Raw genomic sequence first — 25,272 nt, forward strand, 5'->3', positions numbered from 1 at the left:
TACTGAAGCATCCGGGAAAGTACACTTTCATTGACAAACTTCGTCACGAATACGCCGTATCCCGATTATGTCGGGTTTGACAATTGACTCATTTATTCGCTTTACATGATGCTACCAGCACAAAATAACGACAATTTCAAATGCACAGCCTTCCAACCATTTAGCGGAAAGACAATCCAGAAATATTGATCTTGATTGGATTGGTTATATGGATTGCGTGACATACGAGGACCAATTTGAAGACCAAGCTTCCGCTTGTAGCAACACCGTTTGTACAGCCGCATCCTGCAAGTCAGGCGGATAGCCGTATTTGCGCAAGACGCGTCTGACAAGGACGCGCATTCTCGCCCGTGCGGATTCTCGTTGCGCCCAATCAACCGATACGTTTTCTTTTAGGCTCACCAGTAACTCGTGCGCAATCACGCGGAGCTTGTCGTTACCCATCACATCCACAGCACTTTCATTTTCAGCTAGTGCATCGTAAAAGGCGATTTCATCATCTGACAAGGCGGACTCTTCCCCCTGCTGGCGGGCAGCACGGATATCTTTCGCTAGAGAAATTAGTTCCTGCAAAACTTCAAGTGCCGTTAACGCATTGGCGTGATAACGTGCTATCGCATCTTCTAGACGTTCAGAGAAGGCCCTTGTTTGCACTACGTTTGTCTTACTGCGCGAGCGGATGCCATCATTAAGCAATTTGCGTAATGCCTCAATTGCAAGATTTTTCCGGTCCATTTTCTGGATTTCATCCAGAAATTCCTCTGACAAAATAGAAATATCCGGGCTTTTGATTCCGGTAGCTTTCAGAATATCGACAATCTCAGTCGAAACAACCGCACGGCTCACAATTTGCTGGATTGCCAGTTCCCGCTCAGCACCGCCCCCCCCTGAACCTGTCTCGCTCTTGACCAAAGCCACCCGGATCGCCTGAAAAAAACCCACTTCCTCGCGAATTTCTTTAGCCTTGTCCGATGAAGAAGAGAGAGAAAAGGCTTTCGATAATACCAGCACGGCATCCTGATAGCGACGGTGCGCCGTCTTTTTGCCATCACGGGACGTTTCCTTTTCTGCCCATTGCTGTTGCTTGTCCAGAATCCACTCAATGGCCCCTGCCATCATCTTCAGTCGTTCCTGAGGTGTTCCGTTCAGCGCAGAGATATAGTCAAAACCATGATACATATCCCGTACGACTTCGTACTGATCCATCATGACCCTGATGGCCTTCTCTTCATCAATACCTGTATTGGCCTGATCTCCAAGAGAATACTGTTGCAGTGCCGTCTTGAGATTTTGTGCAACGCCAATATAGTCAACGACAAGCCCACCTTGCTTGTCACGGAAAACACGGTTTACGCGAGCAATTGCCTGCATTAGTCCATGCCCTCGCATCGGCTTGTCAATATACATCGTGTGCATACATGGCGCATCAAAGCCTGTCAGCCACATATCCCGAACAAGCACCAGCTTAAGTGGGTCTTTCGGGTCGCGTACACGTTTGGCAAGCAGTTCGCGCCGTGCTTTGTTACCGATATATGGCTGCCACTCCGGCGGATCACTAGCCGCCCCTGTCATCACAATCTTGATCGCACCAGCCTTGTCATCCGGGCTGTGCCAGTCTGGACGCAACTGGATAATTTCTTCGTACAACCTGATACAAATACGACGGCTCATACAAACCACCATCGCCTTTCCATCCAGAGCAGAGAGACGGTTCTCGAAATGATCAACCATGTCCCTTGCTATTAGCGCTAGACGTTTCTCGCTTCCTACTAGCGCTTCAACCGTTGCCCACTTCCTCTTGAAACGCTCCTGTTCAAGTTCGGAATCATCCTCGGTAAGCTCCTCCACTTCGGCATCAATTTTTGGTTTCTCATCCTCGTTAAGTTCGATACGAGCAAGCCGCGATTCATAGTAAATTGGCACTGTTGCACCATCTTCTACCGCACGGTTGATATCGTAGATATCAACGTAATGACCAAATACCCGTGGTGTATTCACATCATCCGCCTCAATCGGCGTACCAGTAAAACCAATAAATGACGCATTAGGCAACGCATCGCGCATATACTTTGCAAGACCATAGGACATTTCGCCCGTTGTTGAATCAATCCGTGCCTTGAAACCATATTGGCTGCGGTGCGCTTCATCGGCTATCACCACCACATTGCGCCGCGTCGTCAGCGGATCGTCCACCTCATCGAATTTTTGCAGAGTAGTAAAGATCACCCCACCTGACGCTCGTGCCAATAGTTTTTTCAGGTCCTCCTTGCTATCTGCTTGCACGGGTGTCTGCCGGATCAGATCGCGGCACATCGAGAAGGTGGCGAACAACTGGTCATCCAGATCATTACGGTCGGTTAACACCACCAGCGTGGGATTTTCCATTTTCGGGTGACAAATCAATTGCCCGGCATAAAACACCATCAACAAGCTTTTTCCTGATCCTTGCGTATGCCAGATTACCCCAGCACGTTTATCGCCTGGAAGCTGGGTTTTCACGCTCGGTAACCCATACGCAGCAGGTTCCTCTGCAACACCATACCATTTGGAAGAAGCACGAATAGTAGATGCCACCGCACGAATAACAGCGTGAAATTGGTGGTAGCCTGCAATAATTTTTGCCAGACCGAAGCTGGTTTCCCCAAACACCGTGAAGTGACACAATAAATCCAGCAGACGACGAGGTTCAAATACCCCCTCAATCAACGTGGAAAGCTCCGGCAATCCCTTGGAGACAATGACTTCTCCATCCGTTGTGCGCCAGGGCATGAAGCGTTCAAAATCGGCAGAAAGCGAGCCGACACGCGCCGTAATGCCATCGGAAATAACCAAAAGTGCATTCGTATGAAACAGCGCTGTAATTTGTCCTTTATACGTCTGAAGCTGGTTAAAGGCAGCAACCAGCGTTGCATTGTCGCTTCCCGGCGCTTTCAGTTCAATTACAGCAAGCGGCAAGCCGTTCACAAAAACAACCACATCTGGTCGCCGATTATTCTGTCCGTCAATCACAGTAAACTGATTTACCACCAGCCAGTCATTCAGTTCCGGCTGCTCAAAGTCAATGAGCTTCACCTTACCCGCCATCAGGGTGTCATCATGGGCGTAATACTCAACATCAACGCCCTCGGTAATCAACTTGTGAATCCGGCGGTTTTCTTCCAGAAGCAAAGGTAATTCAGACTGCATCACCTTGCGGATGGCATCCTGTTGCGCCTCCAGCGGCAAACCTGGATTCAACCGCGCAACGGCATCCTCAAAACGTTTCTTTAGGACAACTTCACCATGGCTTTCTCGCTCAGGGTGATGGCCATCAGGGCCGATGTCTTCCTCGCGCTCAATGCTGTAGCCAAGCGAGCGGAATTGCTCCAGCAAGGCTTGTTCCACATCATCTTCTGATAGAAAGGCCATCAAGGTTCTCCTGGTTTTTTATGCGTATAGTGACCGCACACCAATCCATCGCTCATTATATATAGCCAAACGATGAGATTGAAAACAATACGGTGATAAATCATCATTTAGCAGCATGATTGGCAACGGACAGTTCGCCAGACATCAGGCGTGATAGAAGGGTATCGCGGAGAAAGGAAAGGGTATCATTTTCTCGCAAATTGTCTTGTATTTGCGCGAACTGAGTACCAACGATTTCCTCAAAACGAGCCAATTCTTCATCTGGTGGTATTACAACAGGCAATGTGTTTAGGATTTCAGTCGTCATACTTGGAACGGCAGCTCCGGTATTCATCGATGCCAAGTCCTTTGATCGCACGAAGAAGTACACAAATTTTGCAAGGTTCAGACGATTCATCTCAGTGTAAAACATGGTATCGACTGACCAGAAAGGCTGGTTAACATAAATAACGTTGTTTAAAGTTCCTTTTCGCGGTATCAGGACTGACTCGTTTCTATATAAGGCGATATCAACAAAGCGCATAATGCCACCAGAGCCGAAAACAGGAATGGAACCGTTGGCGAGTTTCTTATGGTCTTTACCATATTTCACTGTGATGAGTTCAGATAGCGTTCCAACCTGCCAACCCATGGGAATTTTGCCAAACTCGCTATCGATGAATTCACTGTCTGCAAAAGGCTCGAAATCCACAAACCAACTTTTGAAAATGGCCTGCGCCATCTGCTCTAAATGATGATTTACCATTCCTGCTTCAACGTAAAAACTCACTTTTCAGCGAAAGGCAGGAAAAACCATGAAAGACAAATTCATTACAGATATTCAGATAAGCATGGCATCAATGCTCACAATGCCACAACTGGAAGAGTTGCGGCGTGTGCTCAGCACTGCCCTCCATAACGTGAAAATTACGAAGCAAGAAGTTCCTGGTCTTTTGGAAATCATTGAGAACGGGGGATTGCTTGAAGTGTTTATATCGGCAAAGCACATCGAAGGATGCTCAGAAAAATCGCTAAAATACTATAGCGCTACTATCCGAGCCATGTTCGGTAGCATTGGCAAGCCTGCACGAGAAATTGCCACAGATGATCTACGCACCTATCTGACCAACTACCAGAAAGATCGTGGTTCAAGTAAAGTGACGATTGATAATATGCGGCGCATCTTCTCCAGTTTCTTCGGCTGGCTTGAAGATGAGGATTACATCCTGAAAAGCCCTGTGCGACGGATCAGCAAAATAAAGACGGATAAGACGATTAAAGAAACATTTTCTGATGAGGGACTGGAGCTTCTCCGTGATGCCTGCGTTGAAATCCGGGATCTGGCAATGGTTGACCTGCTGGCCTCAACGGGAATGCGTGTTGGTGAAATGGTCGGATTGAATCGTGAAGATATTAATTTCCACGAACGGGAGTGTGTCGTATTTGGTAAAGGTAGAAGTGAGCGTGTGGTTTATTTCGATGCACGAACAAAAATCCATCTGAAAAACTATCTGACCAGCCGCACAGATAACAATCCTGCACTATTTGTGTCACTAACTCGTCCTCATGAGCGACTACTAATTGGCGGTATAGAAACGCGTCTGAGGGGAATCGGCAAACAGACAAATATACAAAAGGTTTATCCGCATAAATTCCGACGAACGCTCGCCACCAGAGCCATCGACAAAGGGATGCCTATAGAGCAAGTTCAGCGCTTACTCGGTCATGTTAAGATAGATACGACCATGCATTACGCGATGGTCAATCAGGCGAATGTCAAAAATTCGCATAGGAAATTCCTTTGACAAACAAGACACGACGATGACTCAAGGTTGGAAGCCTGTACGGATAGGCGACATCTGCAAAACAAACCAACAGACTTATTCCGTATCGGAGAAATGGTCGTTCGTTAATTATCTGGATACGGGCAATATCACTGAGAATCGTATTAACGAAATTCAGTACCTTGTTACAGGGAAAAATACTTTGCCGAGTAGGGCGCGTCGCAAAGTATACATTGACGATATTCTCTACTCGACAGTACGTCCGAATCAGCGACATTATGGCATCATAAAAGATATGCTGCCGAATATGCTTGTTTCCACAGGCTTTGCAGTTATCTCGGTTGACAAAGCTGTGGCAGATAGTGATTTTCTCTACTACTATCTATCTCAGGATGATGTTGTCGAAAATCTGCACGCCATTGGTGAGCAGAGTGTTTCAGCATACCCATCCATAAAGCCATCGGATATTGAAAGTTTAGAATTAATGTTACCTCCTTTGGAGGAACAGCGCGAGATTGGACGAATTCTTCGGGTATTGGACGATAAACTTTCCAACAATACAGCGATAAATCATCATTTAGAGCAGATGGCGCAGGCCATTTTCAAAAGTTGGTTTGTGGATTTCGAGCCTTTTGCAGACAGTGAATTCATCGATAGCGAGTTTGGCAAAATTCCCATGGGTTGGCAGGTTGGAACGCTATCTGAACTCATCACAGTGAAATATGGTAAAGACCATAAGAAACTCGCCAACGGTTCCATTCCTGTTTTCGGCTCTGGTGGCATTATGCGCTTTGTTGATATCGCCTTATATAGAAACGAGTCAGTCCTGATACCGCGAAAAGGAACTTTAAACAACGTTATTTATGTTAACCAGCCTTTCTGGTCAGTCGATACCATGTTTTACACTGAGATGAATCGTCTGAACCTTGCAAAATTTGTGTACTTCTTCGTGCGATCAAAGGACTTGGCATCGATGAATACCGGAGCTGCCGTTCCAAGTATGACGACTGAAATCCTAAACACATTGCCTGTTGTAATACCACCAGATGAAGAATTGGCTCGTTTTGAGGAAATCGTTGGTACTCAGTTCGCGCAAATACAAGACAATTTGCGAGAAAATGATACCCTTTCCTTTCTCCGCGATACCCTTCTATCACGCCTGATGTCTGGCGAACTGTCCGTTGCCAATCATGCTGCTAAATGATGATTTATCGCTGTATTGTTGGAAATTTTTATGTCGAGGGCGGATAGCGTGTCGGCTATAGCGTGCTGAGTCGGAAGACTGGGAAGGTAAATTTCATAATCCGAAATAATTCGAGCGCTTAAATTCTGCTGGGCTCCACCGTTTGCTAGCCCAGATATTTTCTCGTAATTTAGCTTCAACTGATAATATACGTAACGAAAATCGGCTTTAGTATCATCAACGATAAGATTACAACAAGCTTGATTTGTAGTAAGTGGAATTTTGCTTATTGCCGACTTACCAGCCGTCGCACCATACATTGCAACTATTACAGCGTTAGCAGGTATCCATTTTGCAGACGAATTATTCAAACCTTCTTCTGTAATGTGTAATTCTGTTTGTACAATATCAGTAAAGTTAATTTCTTGAGTACGTAACCAGGGAATATGCCCTCCGTAGTAACTTGGATTGCTACTTTTTGGAGTGCCGCCAGAAGTTATCTTTGTGCATATATCCTTCAGTCTATACTTCATACCCAATTGCCCCCAGCCTTTTGCGTATTTCACCCTCCAATTCGTGGGAACGTTTGAACATCTCGGAAAGTTCGCTTGTTAAGCGCGCCATTTTTTCCTCGAACGGTTCACCATCATCCGCCTCATCCGGCAATCCGACATAACGCCCTGGCGTCAGCACATGCCCATGCTTACGGATATCCTCCAGCGTCGCTGATTTGCAGAATCCTGCTACATCGACATACTCTCTCGCATCTTTTTCGTTGCGCCAGGCGTGGTAAGTATCGGCAATTTTCTGGATTTCTTCGTCCGTCAGCTCTCGCCGTGTGCGATCTACCAGTACGCCCATCTTGCGGGCATCAATGAAAAGTACTTCGCCACGGCGGTCACGCAAGATATTTTTCCCGCATTTACCGTTGGACTTATCGCGTGCCAGAAACCACAAGCAGGCTGGAATTTGCGTGGAATAGAACAATTGTCCCGGCAGAGCCACTATGCAATCAACCACGTCTTCCTCAAGCATCATACGGCGAATATCGCCTTCACCAGATGAAGAGGAACTCATTGAGCCATTAGCCAGCACGACTCCCGCGATACCATGCAAAGAAAGATGATGGCAAATATGTTGCAACCATGCATAGTTTGCATTCCCTACAGGTGGTATGCCAAACTTCCAGCGCACATCATCTTTCAAACGTTCTCCCCCCCAATCCGATACATTGAAAGGGGGATTGGCAAGGATGAAGTCAGCTTTCAGATCACGCAATTCGTCCTTATGAAAACTGCCTTCGTTGTTCCAGCGAATATCTGAATCAATACCGCGAACAGCCAGATTCATCTTCGCCAGACGCCAGGTTGTGTAATTGGATTCCTGTCCGTAAATGGCAATATCTCCGATTTTTCCGCCATGCTCCTGCACGAATTTTTCCGATTGCACAAACATACCGCCAGAACCACAGCAGGGGTCGTAAACACGGCCTGAATAAGGTCCCAGCATTTCAACGAGAACACGCACGACGGACTGTGGTGTATAAAATTCGCCACCACGCTTGCCTTCCGCACCGGCAAACTGGCTGAGAAAATACTCATAAACGCGCCCGAGGATATCCGTGGAGCGGTTATTTTCTTTCAGCGAAATACCAGAAATCAGGTCAATCAATTCGCCAACCATGACTTTGTTCAGGGCAGGGCGAGCATAATCCTTGGGTAACACCCCTTTGAGTGATTCGTTATCTTTTTCGATAACGCGCATCGCATCATCAATCAGGATACCGATAGTGGGTTGCCTTGCATTGGCTTGCAAGTGTGACCAACGCGCTTCCTTTGGCACCCAGAATACATTTTCGGCGAGATATTCGTCTTTATCCTCAGCAGCGCGTTTATCCTCTGCAAGCAGTTTCTTGTGTTTGGCGTCAAAAGCATCCGAGATGTATTTCAGAAAGATCAAGCCCAGCGCAATGTGTTTATAGTCGCTTGGCTCCATATTACCGCGCAGTTTGTCTGCCGCCTTAAAGAGTTCAGCCTCAAACCCAAGCGTTGCGCTATTGCTACTTTTGCTTTTGCCAGTACTCATTCTTGCTTCTGTCATTATTCATTAACCGCACATTTTTTCATCTTGATCAGGTATATCATATATTCTTATTTTTTCCACCAGAAGATTTTCAGATTAATATTTCATCAAATCGTATTAATCCAGTCCAGATTCAACAAATACCAATTGTGAATGGATTGCAGTAATTTTTTAATACGGAAATCGGGGCTTCACTCCAATTCTAGAGATGTTTAGAACTTGGGTTTCAGCTTGTTGGTTGCCATACCAACCATCCATGAAAATCGAGTTCATTCCTGTGAAGCAATTTAAGATGTAGGCAGATATAGTCAAAAATATAGACTATTTTTGTGGATATAGACAACCCTTGCTGGACGTTACTGGATGAAAAAACCCGCTAAAGCGTAGTATTTTAGCGGGTTTTTGAATTTTATCGGACATCTTCGGATGTCTTGTTGGTGCCGACGGCGAGACTCGAACTCGCACAACTCTCGTTACTACCCCCTCAAGATAGCGTGTCTACCAATTCCACCACGTCGGCAAAGACGTAAATTATCTCAGTATCCGGATATTTCTTCAAGCGAATTGCGTCAAGAAAGATTTATTTGGTCTCTTTCTGTTCCGCAGGCTGTTCTGCTGGCACACCAGGAACAGCCGCCATACCGGCACCAGCCGTTTTTTCTGCTTTCTCTTTTTGCGCCGGTGTCACAACCGTCATGGTTTCCAACTGATCGGCAACTGTCGCTCTGGGAGCCGGACGGTGCCCGATGTAGGCCATAACCAGCGTTGCCACAAAAAAAATCGCGGCGACAACTGCGGTTGAGCGGGAGAGAAAATTGGAAGAGCCGGTTGCCCCGAAAAGACTGCCTGATGCACCTGCGCCAAAAGCAGCGCCCATATCCGCACCCTTGCCATGCTGCAGCAGAACAAGCCCGATAATGGCCAGTGCTGAAAGGACCTGTACGACGATAACTATTTTGAACAACATAACCGTTTTCTTCTTTCCCGTTTAATTCCAGATATGCCCAGGGGGGCAATTATAATACAGATTTTGCAATTGCCAGAAAATCGGCGGCAATTAAAGATGCGCCGCCTATCAGGCCACCGTCAATATCGGGCATTTGCAGCAATTCCCGTGCATTCTTTGGCCGCATACTGCCTCCATATAGAATATGGACAAGTTCTCCGGCTTCCGCGCTCTTTTCCACCAGCTTTTCCCTTAGCATGGCATGGACTTCCTGCGCCATTTCCGGCGTTGCGGTCATACCGGTGCCGATTGCCCATATCGGCTCATAAGCCACGATCAGGTCGTTGGTTTCTTCAGGCTCCAGCACGGAAAGAAAAGCATCCATCTGCATGTTGATGACTTCCCGCGTACGCCCGGCCTCCCTTTCTGCCAGTGTCTCACCGACACAGACGATGGGGGTCAGTCCGGCCGCCATGGCCCTTTGTGCCTTATGCGCGATTTCCTCATCAGTTTCTCCGTGATACTCGCGTCTTTCGGAATGGCCGACAATAACATACTTGCAACCGAAATCCTGCAGCATCCGGGCGGAAACCTCCCCGGTGTAGGCACCTGTCGTGTGGGAGGAAACATCCTGTGCCCCCAGCGCAATTCCTGAGCGGATCAGGATCTCACTGCACTGGGCAAGGTAACAGGCCGGGACACACACCGCCAGGTCACCCTGGGCTTCCCATGCCGCAGCTTTGAGGTCCCGCAGCAAACTGCCGTTTGCGACAAGGCTCCCATGCATTTTCCAGTTACCGACAAACAGTTTGCGACGCATACCATCCTCGAACTTTGCCAATCGGCTATTTTAGCGTGGGGGATTAAAAACGGTCAATCAAAAAGGACATTTTTTCCTGAGAGATCAATGGATAATGATGCTGCGATACTGATCGTCGTCTTGTCCTTCATCGTCATCGTCGTCATCATCATGCACACCAGGTCCATGCGCATGGCGGTGCTCAATTTCTTCGGGCGTTGCGGGGCGCACATCAAGCACGTTCAGCGCAAAACGCAATGCCAGGCCGGCAAGCGGGTGATTGCCATCGAGAACAACCTTTCCTTCGGCAATATCCGTTACCGCGAAAATAACCATATCATCATCTTCATCCCCGTCTTCCGGAATTCCTTCAAACTGCATGCCCACTTCCAGTGGGGAAGGAAATTTGTCACTCGCCTCAACCCTGACCAGGGAGGGATCATAATCGCCAAATGCATCTTCCGGCTCTACCTGGATCACGGTGGAGTAGCCGGCTTCTTGTCCCTCAAGTACCTTTTCAATGGCCGGCAAAGTATTTTCATACCCGCCATGAAGATAGATAATTGGCTCCGGCCCATCCTCAAGCAGATTATTCTGTGCATCCGACAGTTGGTAATGAACGGTGACAACTGTGTTCTTGGTAATTTTCATCCTATCTCCAGTGCAATCAGGCGGGTTTGCCAAATCAGGATTATACCTTTTTCCTTATCCGGTACCTTCTCATAAAAACAGGGCGGTGCCTTGATATCCGCCCAAAACGGATGATTTTCCGGCGAACTGTCTCTTTTTTGTCAGCATTTTGAAGCTACTTCACCTTAAATTCCCCTTTTTTGGCAGAGGAGTGTTAAAAATCACCTTGTCTTGATATAAACTTTCTTTACGTGACAGAAATTCATCAACGTATTTGATTTGATATATTGATGAGTGAAGTGCCGGGCAATCAAAATAATTGCAAAACAGGCACAACTCATCTGTTGCAAGCACCAAAAAATAGCTATAATCACGGCTATTGGAGTATTTTCGAAGCGCATCCTGCATTCCGGATGCAGGGCTTTCAAAAAAACACTCTAAATAGAAGTACTTATTACCGGTAATACTTATTGTTATATTTTTTGAAGGAAAAAAAATGAAAAAATCGCTTTTGATCGTCGGTATTCTGGCTGTTGCGTTATCAGCTTGTAAGTTTGGTGAGCCGCCAGTCCAAGACAAGAAACGCCAGGAAGCCATCAAACTTGAAAAAGAAGGCAAGACCGAAGAAGCTGCTGCACTGAGAAAAGAAGCTGCTGACATCGATTCCAAGCTGGCTGCTGAAAAAGCCGCAGGCGACGCCGCCAAGAAAGCTGAAGCTGAAGCTGCTAAGGCCGCTGGTACTGATGCTGCCAAAGCTGCTGACGCTGCTAAAGGCGATGCCGCTAAAGCCGCTGACGCTGCTAAAGACGTAAAAGCTGATGTAAAAGACGCAGCAGCAGAAGCCAAAGATGCAGCTAAAGATGCCAAAGACGCCGCTAAAGACGCGAAAGACGCCGCTAAAGAAGCAAAGGCTGACGCGAAAGAAGCTGCTGCTGACGCAAAAGACGCTGCCAAGAAGTAATATAGCAATACACGTAGTACGGAAAAAGCCGACCTTCGGGTCGGCTTTTTTACATCAGAAACCGTTCATAAAGCACACGAGGCAATTCAGACAATCTCCAGCCAGTTGAACCCATCATCCTGACAGGCAACCCGGATTTCCACCCCACTATGGCTAACCGCCGTTTCAAGCCGGTCCCGCACAAGCCCGGGACAATTATTCTGCTGGCTTAAGTGCGCCCCAATAAGGGTTTTCAGGCGAGCCTTGTCCAGACTTTCGATAAACTGCGCCGCATCTTCATTGGACAGATGCCCGTGCACACTGCTGATCCGCTTTTTCAGGAAATAGGGATAAGCCGACTTTGCCAGCATATCCACATCATGGTTACACTCGATCATAAGGGCATCACATCCCCCCAGCTCCACAACCAGGTGAGAAGTAATCTGCCCGACATCGGTGAGTACCCCGAACTTGCTGTCTCCGTCTGTCACATGAAACTGCAACGGCTCACGCGCATCATGCGGCACGGTAAAAGCGGAAAACTGAAGATCGCCAATGGCAAGCCTGTCACCATCCCGGCAAAAACACACATCCACATCGGGATTTTTTCTGCCAAGCGCATCAAAAGTGCCGTAGCTCATCCAGACAGGAATGTCATGCCGGGCGGCAAACTGAAAAACACTGCCAGCATGATCGCTATGCTCATGTGTGATGATAATCGCTGACAGGGCAGAAGGCGGCATACCCGAACGCGCCAGACGCCGCTCCATTTCGCGCACACCAAAACCGCAATCCAGCATAACGTTTGTCGTCGTCGTACTGTCAGAGGCGGAAACAAGCAGCGCATTGCCCTTGCTTCCGCTTCCCAGACTGGAAAATTTCAACCGTCTGCCTAACTTTTGAATAGACGTGACGCTGTTTTCCACGGTTTATTTCAACTGCCCGTACAACAGGGACAGGATTTTTTCACCTGCCGATGAGTTTTCGGGATTCCCCTCATTATCCAGTACCGACACCTGTGTTGAACCACTCTGCGTCTCCCTGACAGAAACGCGATAACGTTTGGCTTTTTTATCCTTATCCTTGTCGGAGGAAGAGAAGAGTTTCGAGAAGAAACCTCTTTCCTGGGCCGACTGGCTCTTGGCCTCTTCGTCCTGATCCACATAACGGACAAAATACAGACCCTGTGAGCGATCGCGGTCTTCTACCGTGAAACCGACACGGTCAAGTGCCAGTCCGACACGGCGCCAGAGACGGTCAAACCCTTCTTCCACCACAATAGCCGATTGTCCGTCGCTCTTGACCAGATTGGCCCGCAACTGAGGTATCGTGGTCTCTTTTTTCGCCAGGGCCACTTCTTTTTCCTTATTATCCGTCAGGCGGAGTAAAAGCCGCGAGAGAAACTCGGCTTCAAGCTCCGGATCGGAAGGACGTGACGTCCACATGGTGGAATCCTTGTTGGAACCAACCAGCTCTTCCTGCGCGCCGCGGTGGCTGACGAAGATATCGGTAGAGCCGTCATCATTGCGTTCCAGGCGCGTGCGGAATTTATCCCGTTCTCCGGTTGAATACAGCGAATCAATCACCTTGCCCAGTGTGCGGCGGATAAAATCCTGCGGCAGCTTGGCACGGTTTTCCGCCCAGTCGGTTTCCATCACGCCGGTGGAAGGGGATTCGACATTAATCATGAAGCCATTATCCTGCCAGAACTCCTTGATCTCCTGCCAGAGTTCCTCCGGTGTCCGGTTGACCACCAGCCAGCGCTGGCTGCCATCCCTTTCTATATGCGCATCGGTTGCTTCCTTGGGGGCCACCACAATGCCTGAACCCGGACCGACAACAACGGCCCTGGTTCCGGTTTGCGACTCCAGCTTCTGCTGGTAATCCGACGCCGTAATAGTGCCTGATGCCGCCTCGGGAACCGCGTAGCGGTTATCCCGCTGAAGCTGGGTCAGATCGGGTGGAACCTCAAGCCGCTGTGTCGGACTTTTGGCATTTTCACTTTTGTAATCAATCCTGTCGGCCTGGAACATCTCATCCCATGAGGTACAACCGGAAAGCATGGCAAGCGCACTACAACACAATACAGCAAGCGTGATTCTTTTCATTGATTTCATATTATTCGGGCATCCTCGATTGGCAACACCACCGGCCTGCCCGTTTATTTGAGATTGACGCCGCTTTCCTGCCATGCCTTGCGAACCACATCATGACAGGCGGCACCCAGCGGCACCAGAGGCAAACGAATGCCTGACGGAATGAGTCCCAGTTCACTCATCAGCCACTTCAATGGAACCGGGTTAGGCTCCACAAAAAGCTGGGTATGCAGCGGGAAAAGACGGTCATTGATCTTGCGTGCCGCGGCAATATCACCTTTGAGGGCTGCAGCGCACATCAGGTGCATGTCCCTGGGTGCGACATTGGCCACAACAGAAATGTTACCTTTGCCGCCACACAACATCAGCGCCATCGCAGTTGCATCATCGCCGGAATAAACACTGAAATTCTGCGGTACCTGGCGAAGAAGATCGATACCCCTGGCAATATTGCCTGTGGCATCCTTGACACCCGCAATACCAGGAACCTGTGCCAGACGAAGAATCGTCTCATTGGACATATCCGCCACCGTCCGGCCCGGTACATTGTAAAGAATGACCGGCAGGTCAATCGCTTCTGCAATCTTGCTAAAGTGCTGGTACATGCCTTCCTGGGTCGGCCTGTTGTAATACGGCACGACCTGCAGGGATGCATCCGCACCGGCTTTTTTGGCATATTCAGTCAGCTCAATGGCTTCTGCAGTCGAATTGCCGCCTGTACCAGCAATGACAGGAACCCGTTTATTGACATGCTCCACAGCCACCTTGACGAGCTCACAATGCTCTTCAAAGGAAACGGTGGGTGATTCACCCGTTGTACCAACAATGACAATGGCATCGGTGCCTTCGGCAACATGCCAGTCAATCAATCTGCGCAGACAATCCAGATCAAGACTTCCATCCGGCTGCATGGGCGTGACAATTGCAACTAAGCTACCCTGAATCATGGCGTTATTACTCGTGTGTTTGAAAAACCTGATTGTAGCGGATACCAAACTGAAATGGCATAATTCCGCAAAAAACTTACTGTAACATGATGTTTCAGAATAGTGCGCAAGTCACATCGTGCAAAGCCATTCAGGAATCGCCGCTTCATGGGTTTTTCGAAATGAAGAGCAAGGCGCACGGCGCGCAGCAAGAGCGGCATATCCCAAGATAGACAAGCTTGCGAGCACCGAAGAGCGCAGCAATTCGTTTGCAAAATCCGTGAAGCGGCGGTTCCTCAGCAAAGCTGCGCAGCCTCTCCCATCAGGTAACGGTCAACAGCCTGTGCACATTCCCGCCCCTCGCGAATAGCCCAGACAACCAGCGATTGTCCCCGGCGCATGTCGCCTGCAGCAAAAACCTTTTCAACAGACGTCCGATAGGATCTTTCACTTGCATCTGCCAGCGCCAGGGCATTGCCGCGCATATCCTTTTCCACCCCGAAATCATCCAGCACCTGGGCAACCGGGCTGGCAAAACCGGCAGCGATCAATACCAGATCGGCAGGAATTTCAAACGCCGAACCGGACTGTTCAACAAAGCGGCCATCGATAACATCCACCCGGCAGGCAACCAGTTTTTCCACCCGCCCCCTTTTTCCTTCAATACGCTTGGTCAACACCTGCCAGTCCCTGTCACATCCCTCTTCGTGAGAGGATGAAACCCGAAGTTTGTTGGGCCAGTAAGGCCATGCCAGCAATTTATTCTCCACTTCCGGCGGCCTTGGCATACGATCCAGTTGCAGGATGCTGGCCGCACCCTGCCGGTTGGAAACCCCCACACAATCCGATCCGGTATCTCCACCGCCAATCACAACCACCCGCTTTCCCGCCGCGGAAATCCGGCTGCTCCCTTTTTTACCCGGCCCCTTCAGATTCTGTGCCACGAGGAATTCCATCGCATAATGTACACCCGCCAAATCGCTGCCAGGCACATCCGGTTCACGGGGCTGCTCGGCACCACCAGCCAGGATCACCGCGTCAAAATCACGAAGCAGCACCCTTGGTGCAATTGTTTCGGTTGACTGGTTGGCAATCCGTTCGGGAAACTTCCGGCCGACCAGGACACCGGTGCGAAATTCGACCCCTTCTTCCCGCATCTGTGCAATCCGCCGGTCAATGACATGCTTTTCCAGCTTGAAGTCGGGTATCCCATAGCGCAACAACCCGCCAATACCGTTATTTTTTTCAAAAACCACCACATCATGCCCGGCTCTTGCCAGTTGCTGGGCAGCAGCCAGTCCGGCAGGACCGGAGCCGACAATGGCAACCCGTTTCCCTGTCCTGATTGTTGCCCGTTCCGGCATGATCCATCCGTTTTCCCAGCCGGTCTCGATAATGAAGCGCTCAATTGACTTGATTCCGACCGGATCGGTTATCAGGCCTGCGACACACGCTGCCTCACAGGGAGCCGGACAGACCCTGCCGGTGATTTCCGGAAAATTATTGGTCAGGTGCAGCCTCTCAAGCGCCTCGCGAAACCTGCCCTGGTAAACCAGGTCATTCCAGTCCGGGATGATATTGTTGACCGGGCAGGCATTGTTACAGAAAGGCACACCGCAATCCATGCAGCGCGCCCCCTGCTGAGAAGCCTGCTCCTGAGTCAGTGTCAGTGTGAACTCCCGGTAATTTTTCAGGCGCTCAACAGGAGCAAGGTGGGATTCCTCCAGACGCTCAAACTCCATAAAACCGGTTATTTTTCCCATTTTTATCCTTCGCTTTCCTCTTTCATGACATGCTGCCTCATCAGGCTGTCACACCTTGTGTCTCTTGAACACTTCTTTGCGCATCCAGATCAACAAGCGCGCGCTGGTATTCCATCGGAAACACCTTGACGAACTTTGTACGCGCACCAGGCCAGTCATCCATCAACTGACGTGCTGTCATGCTGCCGGTATGGATGAAATGGCTTTCGATCATGCGCTTGAGAATGATTTCATCCGCCTGTAGCTCATCATGGCGGCTCATACGGTGCCAGAGGGCACGGTCCCTGTTTTTTTCCTGCTCAACCCGTGAAAAAACCGGCTCCAGCGTTACCATGGACAGATTGCATCGCCGCTCGAAAGAACCCGCCGGATCATAGACATACGCAATACCGCCTGACATGCCTGCCGCAAAGTTGCGGCCTGTCGGGCCAAGCACCACCACGGTGCCGCCAGTCATGTATTCGCAGCCGTGATCACCAACACCTTCCACGATGGCTATCGCACCGGAGTTCCGCACGGCAAAACGCTCGCCTGCGATGCCGTGAAAAAAAGCTTCCCCGGCAATCGCGCCATAAAGCACGGTATTGCCGACGATTATATTGTGCTCCGGACGCCCCCGAAACTGGGCATTCGGCCTCAGAATCAGGCGCCCGCCCGAGAGCCCTTTTCCAACATAATCATTGGCTTCACCGACCAGATCAAGCGTGATGCCCCGCGCCAGGAATGCACCGACAGATTGCCCCGCCGTTCCCTGGAGCTGGATATGGATCGTATCGTCAGGCAGGCCCTGGTGACCGTATCGCCTTGCGACCTCGCCAGAAAGCATGGCACCCACTGTACGGTTGCTGTTTTTAACAGGGGAAATAAAAGAAATTTTCTCCCCTTTTTCCAGTGCCGGCATGGATTGCGCAATCAACCGGTGATCCAGCGCGTCTTCCAGACCGTGATCCTGTGTTTCGGCATGCTTCTTATGAATGCTTTCATCCGTTTCGGGCGCATAGAAAAGACGGCTGAAATCCAGCCCCCTTTCCTTCCAGTGTGCAATCGCCCCGGATTTATCCAGCAGATCAACCCGACCGATCAGATCGGCATAGTGGCGGATACCCAATTGCGCCATAATCTGGCGCAACTCTTCAGCAACAAAGAAGAAATAATTGACGACATACTCCGGCTTGCCATTGAATTTCGCTCTTAACACCGGGTCCTGCGTTGCCACCCCGACCGGGCAGGTATTGAGATGGCACTTGCGCATCATGATACATCCCTGGGTGACCAGCGGCGCCGTGGCAAAGCCGACCTCATCCGCCCCGAGCATGGCGGCTATCGCGACATCCCGCCCCGTTTTCATCTGCCCGTCAGCCTGGATGCGGACACGTCCCCGCAGGTTGTTGAGCACCAGTGTCTGCTGTGTTTCGGCAAGCCCGATTTCCCAGGGAGAACCGGTATGCTTGATCGAGGAAAGCGGCGATGCGCCGGTACCGCCATCATGTCCTGAAATCACCAGATGATCGGCCTTGGCCTTGGATACCCCGGCCGCAATAGTGCCCACACCGACTTCGGAGACGAGCTTGACGGAAATAGAAGCGCGCGGATTGACATTTTTCAGGTCATGTATCAGTTGCGCCAGATCCTCAATGGAATAAATATCGTGATGCGGCGGCGGGGAAATCAGGCCAACACCCGGCACCGAGAAGCGCATGCTCGCAATATATTCCGATACCTTGTCCCCCGGCAACTGCCCGCCTTCTCCGGGCTTGGCGCCTTGGGCCATCTTGATCTGGATTTCATCAGCAGTATTGAGGTATTCCGCTGTCACGCCAAAACGGCCGGAAGCCACCTGCTTGATACGGGAGCGCAACGAATCGCCTTCCTGCAATTCGATATCCGCTACGATGCGGTCTTTCCCCAGGATGGAAGCCAGTGTTTCGCCCTTTTTGACAGAGATGCCCGCCAGTTCGCTTTCATAGCGCCGGGGATCTTCTCCGCCCTCCCCGGTATTGGATTTGCCGCCAATCCGGTTCATGGCAACCGCCAGTGACGCGTGGGCTTCCGCACTGATGGATCCCAGTGACATGGCGCCTGTTGCAAAGCGTTTGACGATTTCCCTGGCAGGTTCCACCTCATCAATCGGAATCGCGCGCATGGGATCAACCCTGAATTCAAAAAGCCCCCTCAGTGTCATCTGACGACGCGACTGGTCATTGATGATCTGGGCAAACTCCTTGTAGGTATTGTAGTTATTGGAGCGCGTGGAATGCTGCAGCGTCGCAATCGCATCCGGCGAAAACAGATGGGCCTCCCCCTGGCTCCGGAAAGCATATTCGCCCCCCACGTCCAGTGTCCCGGCATATTTCCGGCTTTGTCCGAATGCCAGCCGGTGCAGGCGCAGGGATTCTTCAGCTACATCAAAAACACCCATCCCTTCCACGCTGGTTGTCGTTCCCTTGAAATACTTATCCACCAGTGCACTAGACAGCCCTATTGCTTCGAATATCTGTGCGCCACAATAGGAGCGATAAGTGGAAATGCCCATTTTGGACATGACCTTGAGTATGCCCTTGTTGATTGCCTTGATAAAGTTGTCCTGCGCGGCTTTTACCGTCAGATCAGGTGAAAGCGAGGAAGCCATTTCTGCCAGTGTTTCCAGCGCCAGGTAAGGATGAACCGCTTCCGCGCCATAACCGGCCAGCAGCGCAAAGTGATGAGTCTCCCTTGCTGATCCGGTTTCAACAACCAGCCCCGTCGAAGCACGCATCCCTTTTGCGATGAGATGCTGGTGTACTGCCGAAGTCGCCAACAGCGCAGGTACCGCTACCCTTGCTGAATCAATGGACCTGTCGGAAACAATCAGGATATTGTGCCCGGATCTGACGGCATCAACGGCTTCGGCACAAATCGAGGCAATATGCGCTTCAATTCCGTCGCGTCCCCACGCAAGCGGATAACAGATATCCAACTCGTAAGAGCGGAATTTTCCATTGGTATAAGCGTCGATACTGTGAATGGCCTCCATTTCAGCAAACCCCAGAAGCGGCTGGCGGATTTCGAGGCGCATCGGCGGATTGACATTGTTGGTATCCAGCAGGTTGGGCTTGGGCCCAACATAGGAAATGAGGGACATCACCATCTCTTCCCGAATGGGATCAATGGGCGGATTCGTCACCTGGGCAAAGCGCTGCTTGAAATAGTTGTAGATCAGCTTGGGACGGTTTGACAGCACGGCCAAAGGCGCATCATTGCCCATCGAACCGATCGCTTCTTCTCCCGTGAGTGCCATTGGAGGAAGAATCACCTTGAGATCTTCTTGCGTAAAACCAAATGCCTGCTGCCGATCCAGGAGCGGCACGGAAGAAACCGGGATAGTGCTCACCTGCTCTTTCAGTTCATGCAGATTGATGCAGACTGACTTGATCCACGCCTGGTAAGGGCGGGCATTGGCATAAATATTCTTGATTTCCGTATCATCGATAATTCTCCCGGCTTCCATGTCCACCAGGAACATCCGGCCCGGCTCAAGACGCCATTTCCTGATAATCCGGGATTCGGGTATGGGCAACACACCGGTTTCCGAGGCCATGACGACCAGATCATCGTCTGTCACGATATAGCGCGCCGGGCGAAGGCCGTTGCGATCCAGCATGCCGCCAATCTGGCGTCCATCAGTAAATGCCATTGCCGCCGGACCATCCCATGGCTCCATCATCGCTGTATGGTATTCATAAAATGCGCGCCGGTTTTCATCCATCAGGTTATGGTTTTCCCAGGCTTCGGGGATCATCATCATCACGGCATGTGCCAGCGGATAGCCCGACATGACCAGCAGTTCGAGGACATTGTCAAAACAGGCGGTATCTGACTGCCCCTCATAGGTGATCGGGTACAGCTTCTGAAGATCGTCTTCCAGCACCGCAGACTTCATCATGCCTTCCCTGGCCCTGAGCCAGTTGAAATTGCCCGTGACGGTGTTGATTTCGCCATTATGCGCAACGAGACGGTAAGGATGTGCCAGAGGCCATTCCGGAAACGTATTGGTTGAAAAACGCTGATGCACCATAGCCAGCGCTGACATGCAGCGCGGGTCCTGCAAATCCCTGTAATACGTCTGCACCTGGTCAGCCAGCAGCAAGCCCTTGTAAACGATCGTGCGGGCAGACAGGGAAGGCACGAAAAATTCCTTGCAGTGCTCCAGATTCAAATCCTGAATCGCATGACCGGCGGCCTTGCGGATAACAAAGAGTTTGCGTTCCAGCACATCCGTGACCATAACATCGGGCCCGCGACCAATGAATATCTGGCGCATCACAGGCTCCTTTTCCCGCACAACCGGCGACATAGGCATATCATTGTCCACCGGTACATCGCGCCAGCCTAAAACCACCTGTCCTTCTGCCCTGACAGCCCGTTCCATTTCCCGTTCGCAGGCCAGCCGGGAACCATGCTCTTTGGGCAGGAAAATCATCCCGACACCATACTCTCCGGGCGGCGGCAATATCACCCCCTGCCTCGCCATCTCTTCCCTGAAATACTGGTCGGGTATCTGGATCAGGATACCGGCGCCGTCTCCCATCAGCTTGTCTGCACCCACGGCGCCCCTGTGCGTCAGGTTTTTCAGGATCATGAGCCCCTGTTCCACAATGGCATGGCTTTTTTGCCCTTTGATATGGGCAACAAACCCCACCCCGCAGGCATCGTGTTCATAAGCCGGGTGATATAACCCCTGTTGGCGCATACCTTACTCCTTCATCAACGTCATTACATTCATCACACCGTTTTCCGACAAGCGTGTTTTCACTGAAAATATTACGCCTCAAAAGCCGTTATGCAAAAAAATAAAAGGGGTCAGAGCGAATTTATTTTCATCCTTTTATTTGAAAAGCGATAAAGGGGACAGAGTAATATTATCTGAAGAACAATGTGAAAAATCTCACACCACAAGGTCTTTGGCCGGACGCCCCCGCTGTCCCATGCGGAATTTACGGGCCGTCCGCCTTTCAAGCTCCAGCCGGAAAGCTTCCGAGCCGATCGGCCAGCCCTGTTCAAACGCCCGGCTTATCCTGTCGGCCTCATCGGAAGAAAAAGGGGAAGAAATCAGCCTGTTATAGGCGGCCTCGCGCGCAAAAGGCGTATTGCCCAGCTCCCAGTACAACTTATGGTCACGAATAAGCGGGTCCTGCCGGAGGCCGGTGTGATGAGCATAGCTGGACCAGCGATAGTCGGATGCGCGACGAACCAGCCCCTGCCTTACGGGCAGGAGTTCGACAAAGCAGCTGCAGCTCAGGAAACAGGGAGCGGCCTCAATGGGCGACGTCCTGTAGCGCCCTTCCCAGAGAGTGCCGCTGCGCTGGTATTTTTTATTAAAGTACGGGACATAATGCCGCCCCACCCACTGCATCATCCGGCCCAGACTGGCGGCATCTTTTGGCGTGGCAAGCAGATGCAGACGAGACGCCATCAGCACATAAGCATGAACATCCACGTTATACAGGGTGGATGCCTCACGAAGCCACCGGAGAAAAGAAAAATGATCCTCATCATCCAGAAAAACCGGCTGCCGGTTATTTCCTTTTTGCAGGATGTGATGAGGCTGATAAGGAAGAATCAGACGTGCTGCCCTGGCCATGTATCGCCACCTATCATTAATTACTCTGACCCTATTATTTTATCATGAACAGGATCTTGAAATCAGGGAGGGCGCTCCTATATTTATTAATGATGCCTCCTTTTTCGTTGATACACATCATCATTGCCGGTCGGCAAAGGATTAGTCTGTAGTGAAAATGTATCCGAAGTCGTTTTTTCTGAATAAAAGTTGAGGTGATTTTTATTTAAATGTATTTTCAATTTGGAGAAAATTATGGCAAATAATCTGAGACGTATCGCCCCGTTTGGCGAATTGACCCGCTTTGAGCCTTTCCGCAATCTGGACGAAATCTTCAACAGCTTTCGCATGATGCCATCCATGGGCAACATGGACATGGTTGAACCAAGAATCAAAATCGATGTGAATGAGACGGATGACGCTTATGTCGTCAAGGCGGATGCCCCGGGCGTCAGCAAGGAAGACATCCACGTCAGCGTGGAAGGCAACCAGGTCACCATTGAGTTTGAAATCAAAAAAGAGTCTGAGGAAAAAGAAGAAGGTAAGGTTATCCGCACCGAACGCTATGTTGGCAAGCAATCCCGCAGCTTCTCCCTGGCGCAGGATGTGGATGAGTCGAAAGCCGAAGCCAGATACGCGGATGGTGTGCTGCAACTCACACTGCCGAAAAAGCCCGGCTCTTCGAGAAAGATGCTCTCTGTTTCGTAATCAGACCGCCTGATACAGACCGCACACCGGCACGGAATTCCCGTGCCGGTTTTTGTTTGTGAAAACCATACTTCCCGTTGGTACCTTTTCCTTTCCCGCTTATCCACCATCGGGCATTCTCTTTCTTTTGGGCAAATATTTTTGATTCTTTCCGGCAATTTAGGTATCGTATGAATCATACCAAGCGTCAGGACCCGTTTGACTTGCCGGAAACAGGACTTGTCTTAAACATAAACGGTGTTACCGGTGTCTGTTATGCTTGTGTTATCGGACGAAGCGAAACCTTTTCAGGCCCCGCTTTTCCTGAACTATTTTGACAACAAACTGCTTATGAGGGCCATGCGCAAATTATCTCTGGATATTTTTGATCCCAGGCTGTACCTGGATCGGGATATGTCATTGCTCGCCTTCAATGCCCGTGTGCTGGCCCAAGCAGAAAACCCGAATCTGCCCGTCATGGAGCGGCTGCGCTATTTATGTATTGCCGGCAGCAATCTGGATGAGTTTTTTGAGGTTCGTGTTGCCAGCCTTCATGCGCGCCGCGACTCAAATGCCAATCGTACTGCCTCTGAAATAGACGAACTACTGAAAAACATCAGCAGGGAATGCCATGCACTCGTCGAAAAACAATACACCATCCTTAATCGGGAAGTGCTCCCACTGCTGGCAGAAAACAGCATTCATCTGCTTGGTCGCAAGGAAAGAAATGAGGCGCAACAGGCATGGGTAAAAACTTTTTTCAGGGAACATATCCGGCCCGTCCTGACACCAATCGTTTTAGATCCGGCCCATCCCTTCCCGCAAGTCGTTAACAAGGGGCTGCATTTCATCATCTCTCTTTCCGGTAAAGATGCGTTTGGCCGTGGCAGTGACATTGCCATCCTGAAAGCGCCACGGGTGCTGCCCCGCGTCATCCGCCTGCCGGATGAGTTCTCCGAAGATGGCATGTCCTTCTCCCTGTTGTCTTCCATTATCCAGGCCAATATTGACAGTTTGTTCCCCCAACGGAAAGTGGTGGCTTATTCCCAGTTCCGGGTTACCCGTGACAGTGACCTGTGGGTTGATGAAGAAGAAGTCAAGAATCTGCGGGAAGCCCTGCAAAGCAGTCTTTACAGCAGGCACTTTGGGGCAGCCGTCCGGCTGGAAGTCGCCCAGGACTGCCCGCGGGAAATGTCGGATTTTCTCCTGCAGCAATTCAACCTGGAGCAGCAGGATGTCTATTATGCAAAAGGTCCGGTCAATATGGTTCGTCTTACCGAATTTTTTGACCACGTCAAAAAGCCCGAACTGTATTTTCCCTCCTATACCCCATCCGTTTTGCAGGGCTCCTACATCGGCGCTTCCCTGTTTGACGCCCTGAAGAAAAAAGACATTCTGCTGCATCATCCTTTCCAGTCATTCCAGACCGTGGTCGACTTTATCAACACAGCAGCAAGAGACCCCGCTGTTATTGTAATCAAACAGACCATTTACCGGGCAGGCATGACATCCGAACTGATGGAGTCACTCATCTCTGCGGCCTTGCAGGGCAAGGAAGTCATTGCTGTTGTTGAGCTCAAGGCACGTTTTGATGAAGAGCAGAATATCGACTGGGCCAAACGCCTGGAAGAAGCCGGCGCACAGGTTGTCTATGGCGTAATGGGCCTGAAAACCCATGCCAAGCTGGCGCTTGTCATTCGGCGCGAAGATGACCGGCTGTGCTACTACGCCCATCTGGGAACGGGCAATTACAACCCGAATACCACGCGCTCCTATACCGACTTTGGCCTGATTACCGCCAATCAGGAAATGGGCAGGGAAGTTAACGAAGTTTTCATTCAACTGACGAGCCTAGCCAGGCCGGCAAAACTCGACTACCTGTGGCAGGCCCCCTTTGATCTTCACAAGGAAATTATCCGCGCCATCATGAACGAAGCCCGGCTTGCCAGATCCGGCAGGAAAGGGCGTATCATTGCCAAGATGAATGCGCTGATTGACGAATCTGTCATTCGCGCCCTGTATGCGGCATCCTCGGCCGGCGTCAAGATAGACCTGATTGTGCGCGGCGCATGCGCCTTAAAGCCGGGCGTACCCGGCCTGTCTGAAAATATTCGCGTGCGCTCCATCATTGGCAGGTTTCTTGAACATACCCGCATCTATTACTTCCGTAATGACCTGAAACATGATCTCTACCTCTCCAGTGCCGACTGGATGGCAAGAAACCTCTTCCGCCGCGTTGAGGTCGCCTTTCCTGTCCTGGATGAATCCCTGAAAAAACGGGTCATGGAAGAAGGACTGATGGCTTACCTGAAAGATAACCAGAATGCCTGGGAATTGCGTTCTGACGGAACGTATCGCCAGAAAAAGCCGCGTAAAAAACAGGAAAAATACAGCGCCCAGCAGCAACTGACGCAGATTTACGGTGCGCCGCAGACTCAGGGATAAACAAC

18 protein-coding genes and 1 tRNA gene are annotated in these 25,272 nt (G+C 50.4%); 5 read left to right on the forward strand and 14 right to left on the reverse strand.

Annotated features, from left to right (window positions below):
- Positions 1-204: 204 nt before the first annotated feature.
- Positions 205-3,408, reverse strand: a complete 3,204-nt coding sequence (locus tag NB640_RS04050; protein WP_269309891.1) for a type I restriction endonuclease subunit R — start codon at positions 3,406-3,408, stop codon at positions 205-207.
- Between the two features lie 103 nt (positions 3,409-3,511).
- Complete coding sequence (locus NB640_RS04055; protein ID WP_269309892.1) at positions 3,512-4,177, reverse strand: restriction endonuclease subunit S; 666 nt, start codon at positions 4,175-4,177, stop codon at positions 3,512-3,514.
- A 25-nt stretch (positions 4,178-4,202) separates the two neighbouring features.
- On the opposite strand from NB640_RS04055, the gene xerA reads away from it, so the two are divergent.
- Both xerA and NB640_RS04065 read left to right on the forward strand, forming a co-directional pair.
- Positions 4,203-5,192 carry a site-specific tyrosine recombinase/integron integrase gene (xerA, locus tag NB640_RS04060; RefSeq protein WP_269309893.1) on the forward strand — a complete coding sequence of 330 codons (990 nt, stop codon included), beginning with the start codon at positions 4,203-4,205 and terminating at the stop codon, positions 5,190-5,192.
- A complete protein-coding gene (locus tag NB640_RS04065) occupies positions 5,161-6,375 on the forward strand; it encodes a restriction endonuclease subunit S (RefSeq protein ID WP_269309894.1) in 1,215 nt (404 codons plus the stop codon). Before xerA ends, NB640_RS04065 begins: the two co-directional genes overlap by 32 nt.
- Here NB640_RS04065 and NB640_RS04070 read toward each other — a convergent pair.
- The 6 genes from NB640_RS04070 to NB640_RS04095 all read right to left on the reverse strand — a co-directional run bounded on the left by NB640_RS04070 (position 6,360) and on the right by NB640_RS04095 (position 10,832).
- Positions 6,360-6,887 (reverse strand): restriction endonuclease subunit S, encoded by a 528-nt coding sequence (locus NB640_RS04070; RefSeq protein ID WP_269309895.1) that lies wholly within the window; start codon positions 6,885-6,887, stop codon positions 6,360-6,362. The two genes, NB640_RS04065 and NB640_RS04070, sit on opposite strands and share 16 nt — an antisense overlap.
- Positions 6,877-8,439, reverse strand: coding sequence for a class I SAM-dependent DNA methyltransferase (locus NB640_RS04075; protein ID WP_269309896.1), 1,563 nt, complete (start codon positions 8,437-8,439; stop codon positions 6,877-6,879). Before NB640_RS04075 ends, NB640_RS04070 begins: the two co-directional genes overlap by 11 nt.
- A gap of 432 nt (positions 8,440-8,871) precedes the next feature.
- Positions 8,872-8,956 (reverse strand) — tRNA-Leu (locus NB640_RS04080).
- A 60-nt stretch (positions 8,957-9,016) separates the two neighbouring features.
- Positions 9,017-9,403, reverse strand: a complete 387-nt coding sequence (secG, locus tag NB640_RS04085; protein WP_269309897.1) for a preprotein translocase subunit SecG — start codon at positions 9,401-9,403, stop codon at positions 9,017-9,019.
- 49 nt (positions 9,404-9,452) lie between these two features.
- Positions 9,453-10,202: a triose-phosphate isomerase gene (gene tpiA / locus NB640_RS04090; RefSeq protein WP_269309898.1), complete on the reverse strand. Its 750-nt coding sequence runs from the start codon at positions 10,200-10,202 to the stop codon at positions 9,453-9,455.
- A gap of 84 nt (positions 10,203-10,286) precedes the next feature.
- Positions 10,287-10,832: an FKBP-type peptidyl-prolyl cis-trans isomerase gene (locus NB640_RS04095; RefSeq protein ID WP_269309899.1), complete on the reverse strand. Its 546-nt coding sequence runs from the start codon at positions 10,830-10,832 to the stop codon at positions 10,287-10,289.
- 475 nt (positions 10,833-11,307) lie between these two features.
- Here NB640_RS04095 and NB640_RS04100 point away from each other — a divergent pair, with 475 nt between their 5' ends.
- Positions 11,308-11,772 carry a hypothetical protein gene (locus NB640_RS04100; RefSeq protein WP_269309900.1) on the forward strand — a complete coding sequence of 155 codons (465 nt, stop codon included), beginning with the start codon at positions 11,308-11,310 and terminating at the stop codon, positions 11,770-11,772.
- 86 nt (positions 11,773-11,858) lie between these two features.
- Here NB640_RS04100 and NB640_RS04105 read toward each other — a convergent pair whose 3' ends face one another.
- The 6 genes from NB640_RS04105 to NB640_RS04130 all read right to left on the reverse strand — a co-directional run bounded on the left by NB640_RS04105 (position 11,859) and on the right by NB640_RS04130 (position 22,156).
- Positions 11,859-12,635, reverse strand: coding sequence for an MBL fold metallo-hydrolase (locus NB640_RS04105; RefSeq protein ID WP_269309901.1), 777 nt, complete (start codon positions 12,633-12,635; stop codon positions 11,859-11,861).
- A gap of 45 nt (positions 12,636-12,680) precedes the next feature.
- On the reverse strand, positions 12,681-13,868 hold the full coding sequence (gene bamC, locus NB640_RS04110) for an outer membrane protein assembly factor BamC (protein ID WP_269309902.1): 1,188 nt from the start codon (positions 13,866-13,868) through the stop codon (positions 12,681-12,683).
- Between the two features lie 44 nt (positions 13,869-13,912).
- A complete protein-coding gene (gene dapA / locus NB640_RS04115) occupies positions 13,913-14,794 on the reverse strand; it encodes a 4-hydroxy-tetrahydrodipicolinate synthase (protein ID WP_269309903.1) in 882 nt (293 codons plus the stop codon).
- 275 nt (positions 14,795-15,069) lie between these two features.
- Positions 15,070-16,536 (reverse strand): glutamate synthase subunit beta, encoded by a 1,467-nt coding sequence (locus NB640_RS04120; protein ID WP_269309904.1) that lies wholly within the window; start codon positions 16,534-16,536, stop codon positions 15,070-15,072.
- A 40-nt stretch (positions 16,537-16,576) separates the two neighbouring features.
- Positions 16,577-21,265, reverse strand: a complete 4,689-nt coding sequence (locus NB640_RS04125) for a glutamate synthase-related protein (protein WP_269309905.1) — start codon at positions 21,263-21,265, stop codon at positions 16,577-16,579.
- A 195-nt stretch (positions 21,266-21,460) separates the two neighbouring features.
- Positions 21,461-22,156 (reverse strand): transposase, encoded by a 696-nt coding sequence (locus NB640_RS04130; protein WP_269309906.1) that lies wholly within the window; start codon positions 22,154-22,156, stop codon positions 21,461-21,463.
- A gap of 234 nt (positions 22,157-22,390) precedes the next feature.
- Between NB640_RS04130 and NB640_RS04135 the strand changes: the two genes are divergently transcribed.
- Positions 22,391-22,843: an Hsp20/alpha crystallin family protein gene (locus NB640_RS04135; RefSeq protein WP_269309907.1), complete on the forward strand. Its 453-nt coding sequence runs from the start codon at positions 22,391-22,393 to the stop codon at positions 22,841-22,843.
- 339 nt (positions 22,844-23,182) lie between these two features.
- Positions 23,183-25,267: a polyphosphate kinase 1 gene (ppk1, locus tag NB640_RS04140; protein ID WP_269309908.1), complete on the forward strand. Its 2,085-nt coding sequence runs from the start codon at positions 23,183-23,185 to the stop codon at positions 25,265-25,267.
- Positions 25,268-25,272 lie beyond the last annotated feature (5 nt).

The organism is Oxalobacter vibrioformis, from assembly GCF_027118995.1.
Lineage (GTDB): Bacteria > Pseudomonadota > Gammaproteobacteria > Burkholderiales > Burkholderiaceae_D > Oxalobacter > Oxalobacter vibrioformis.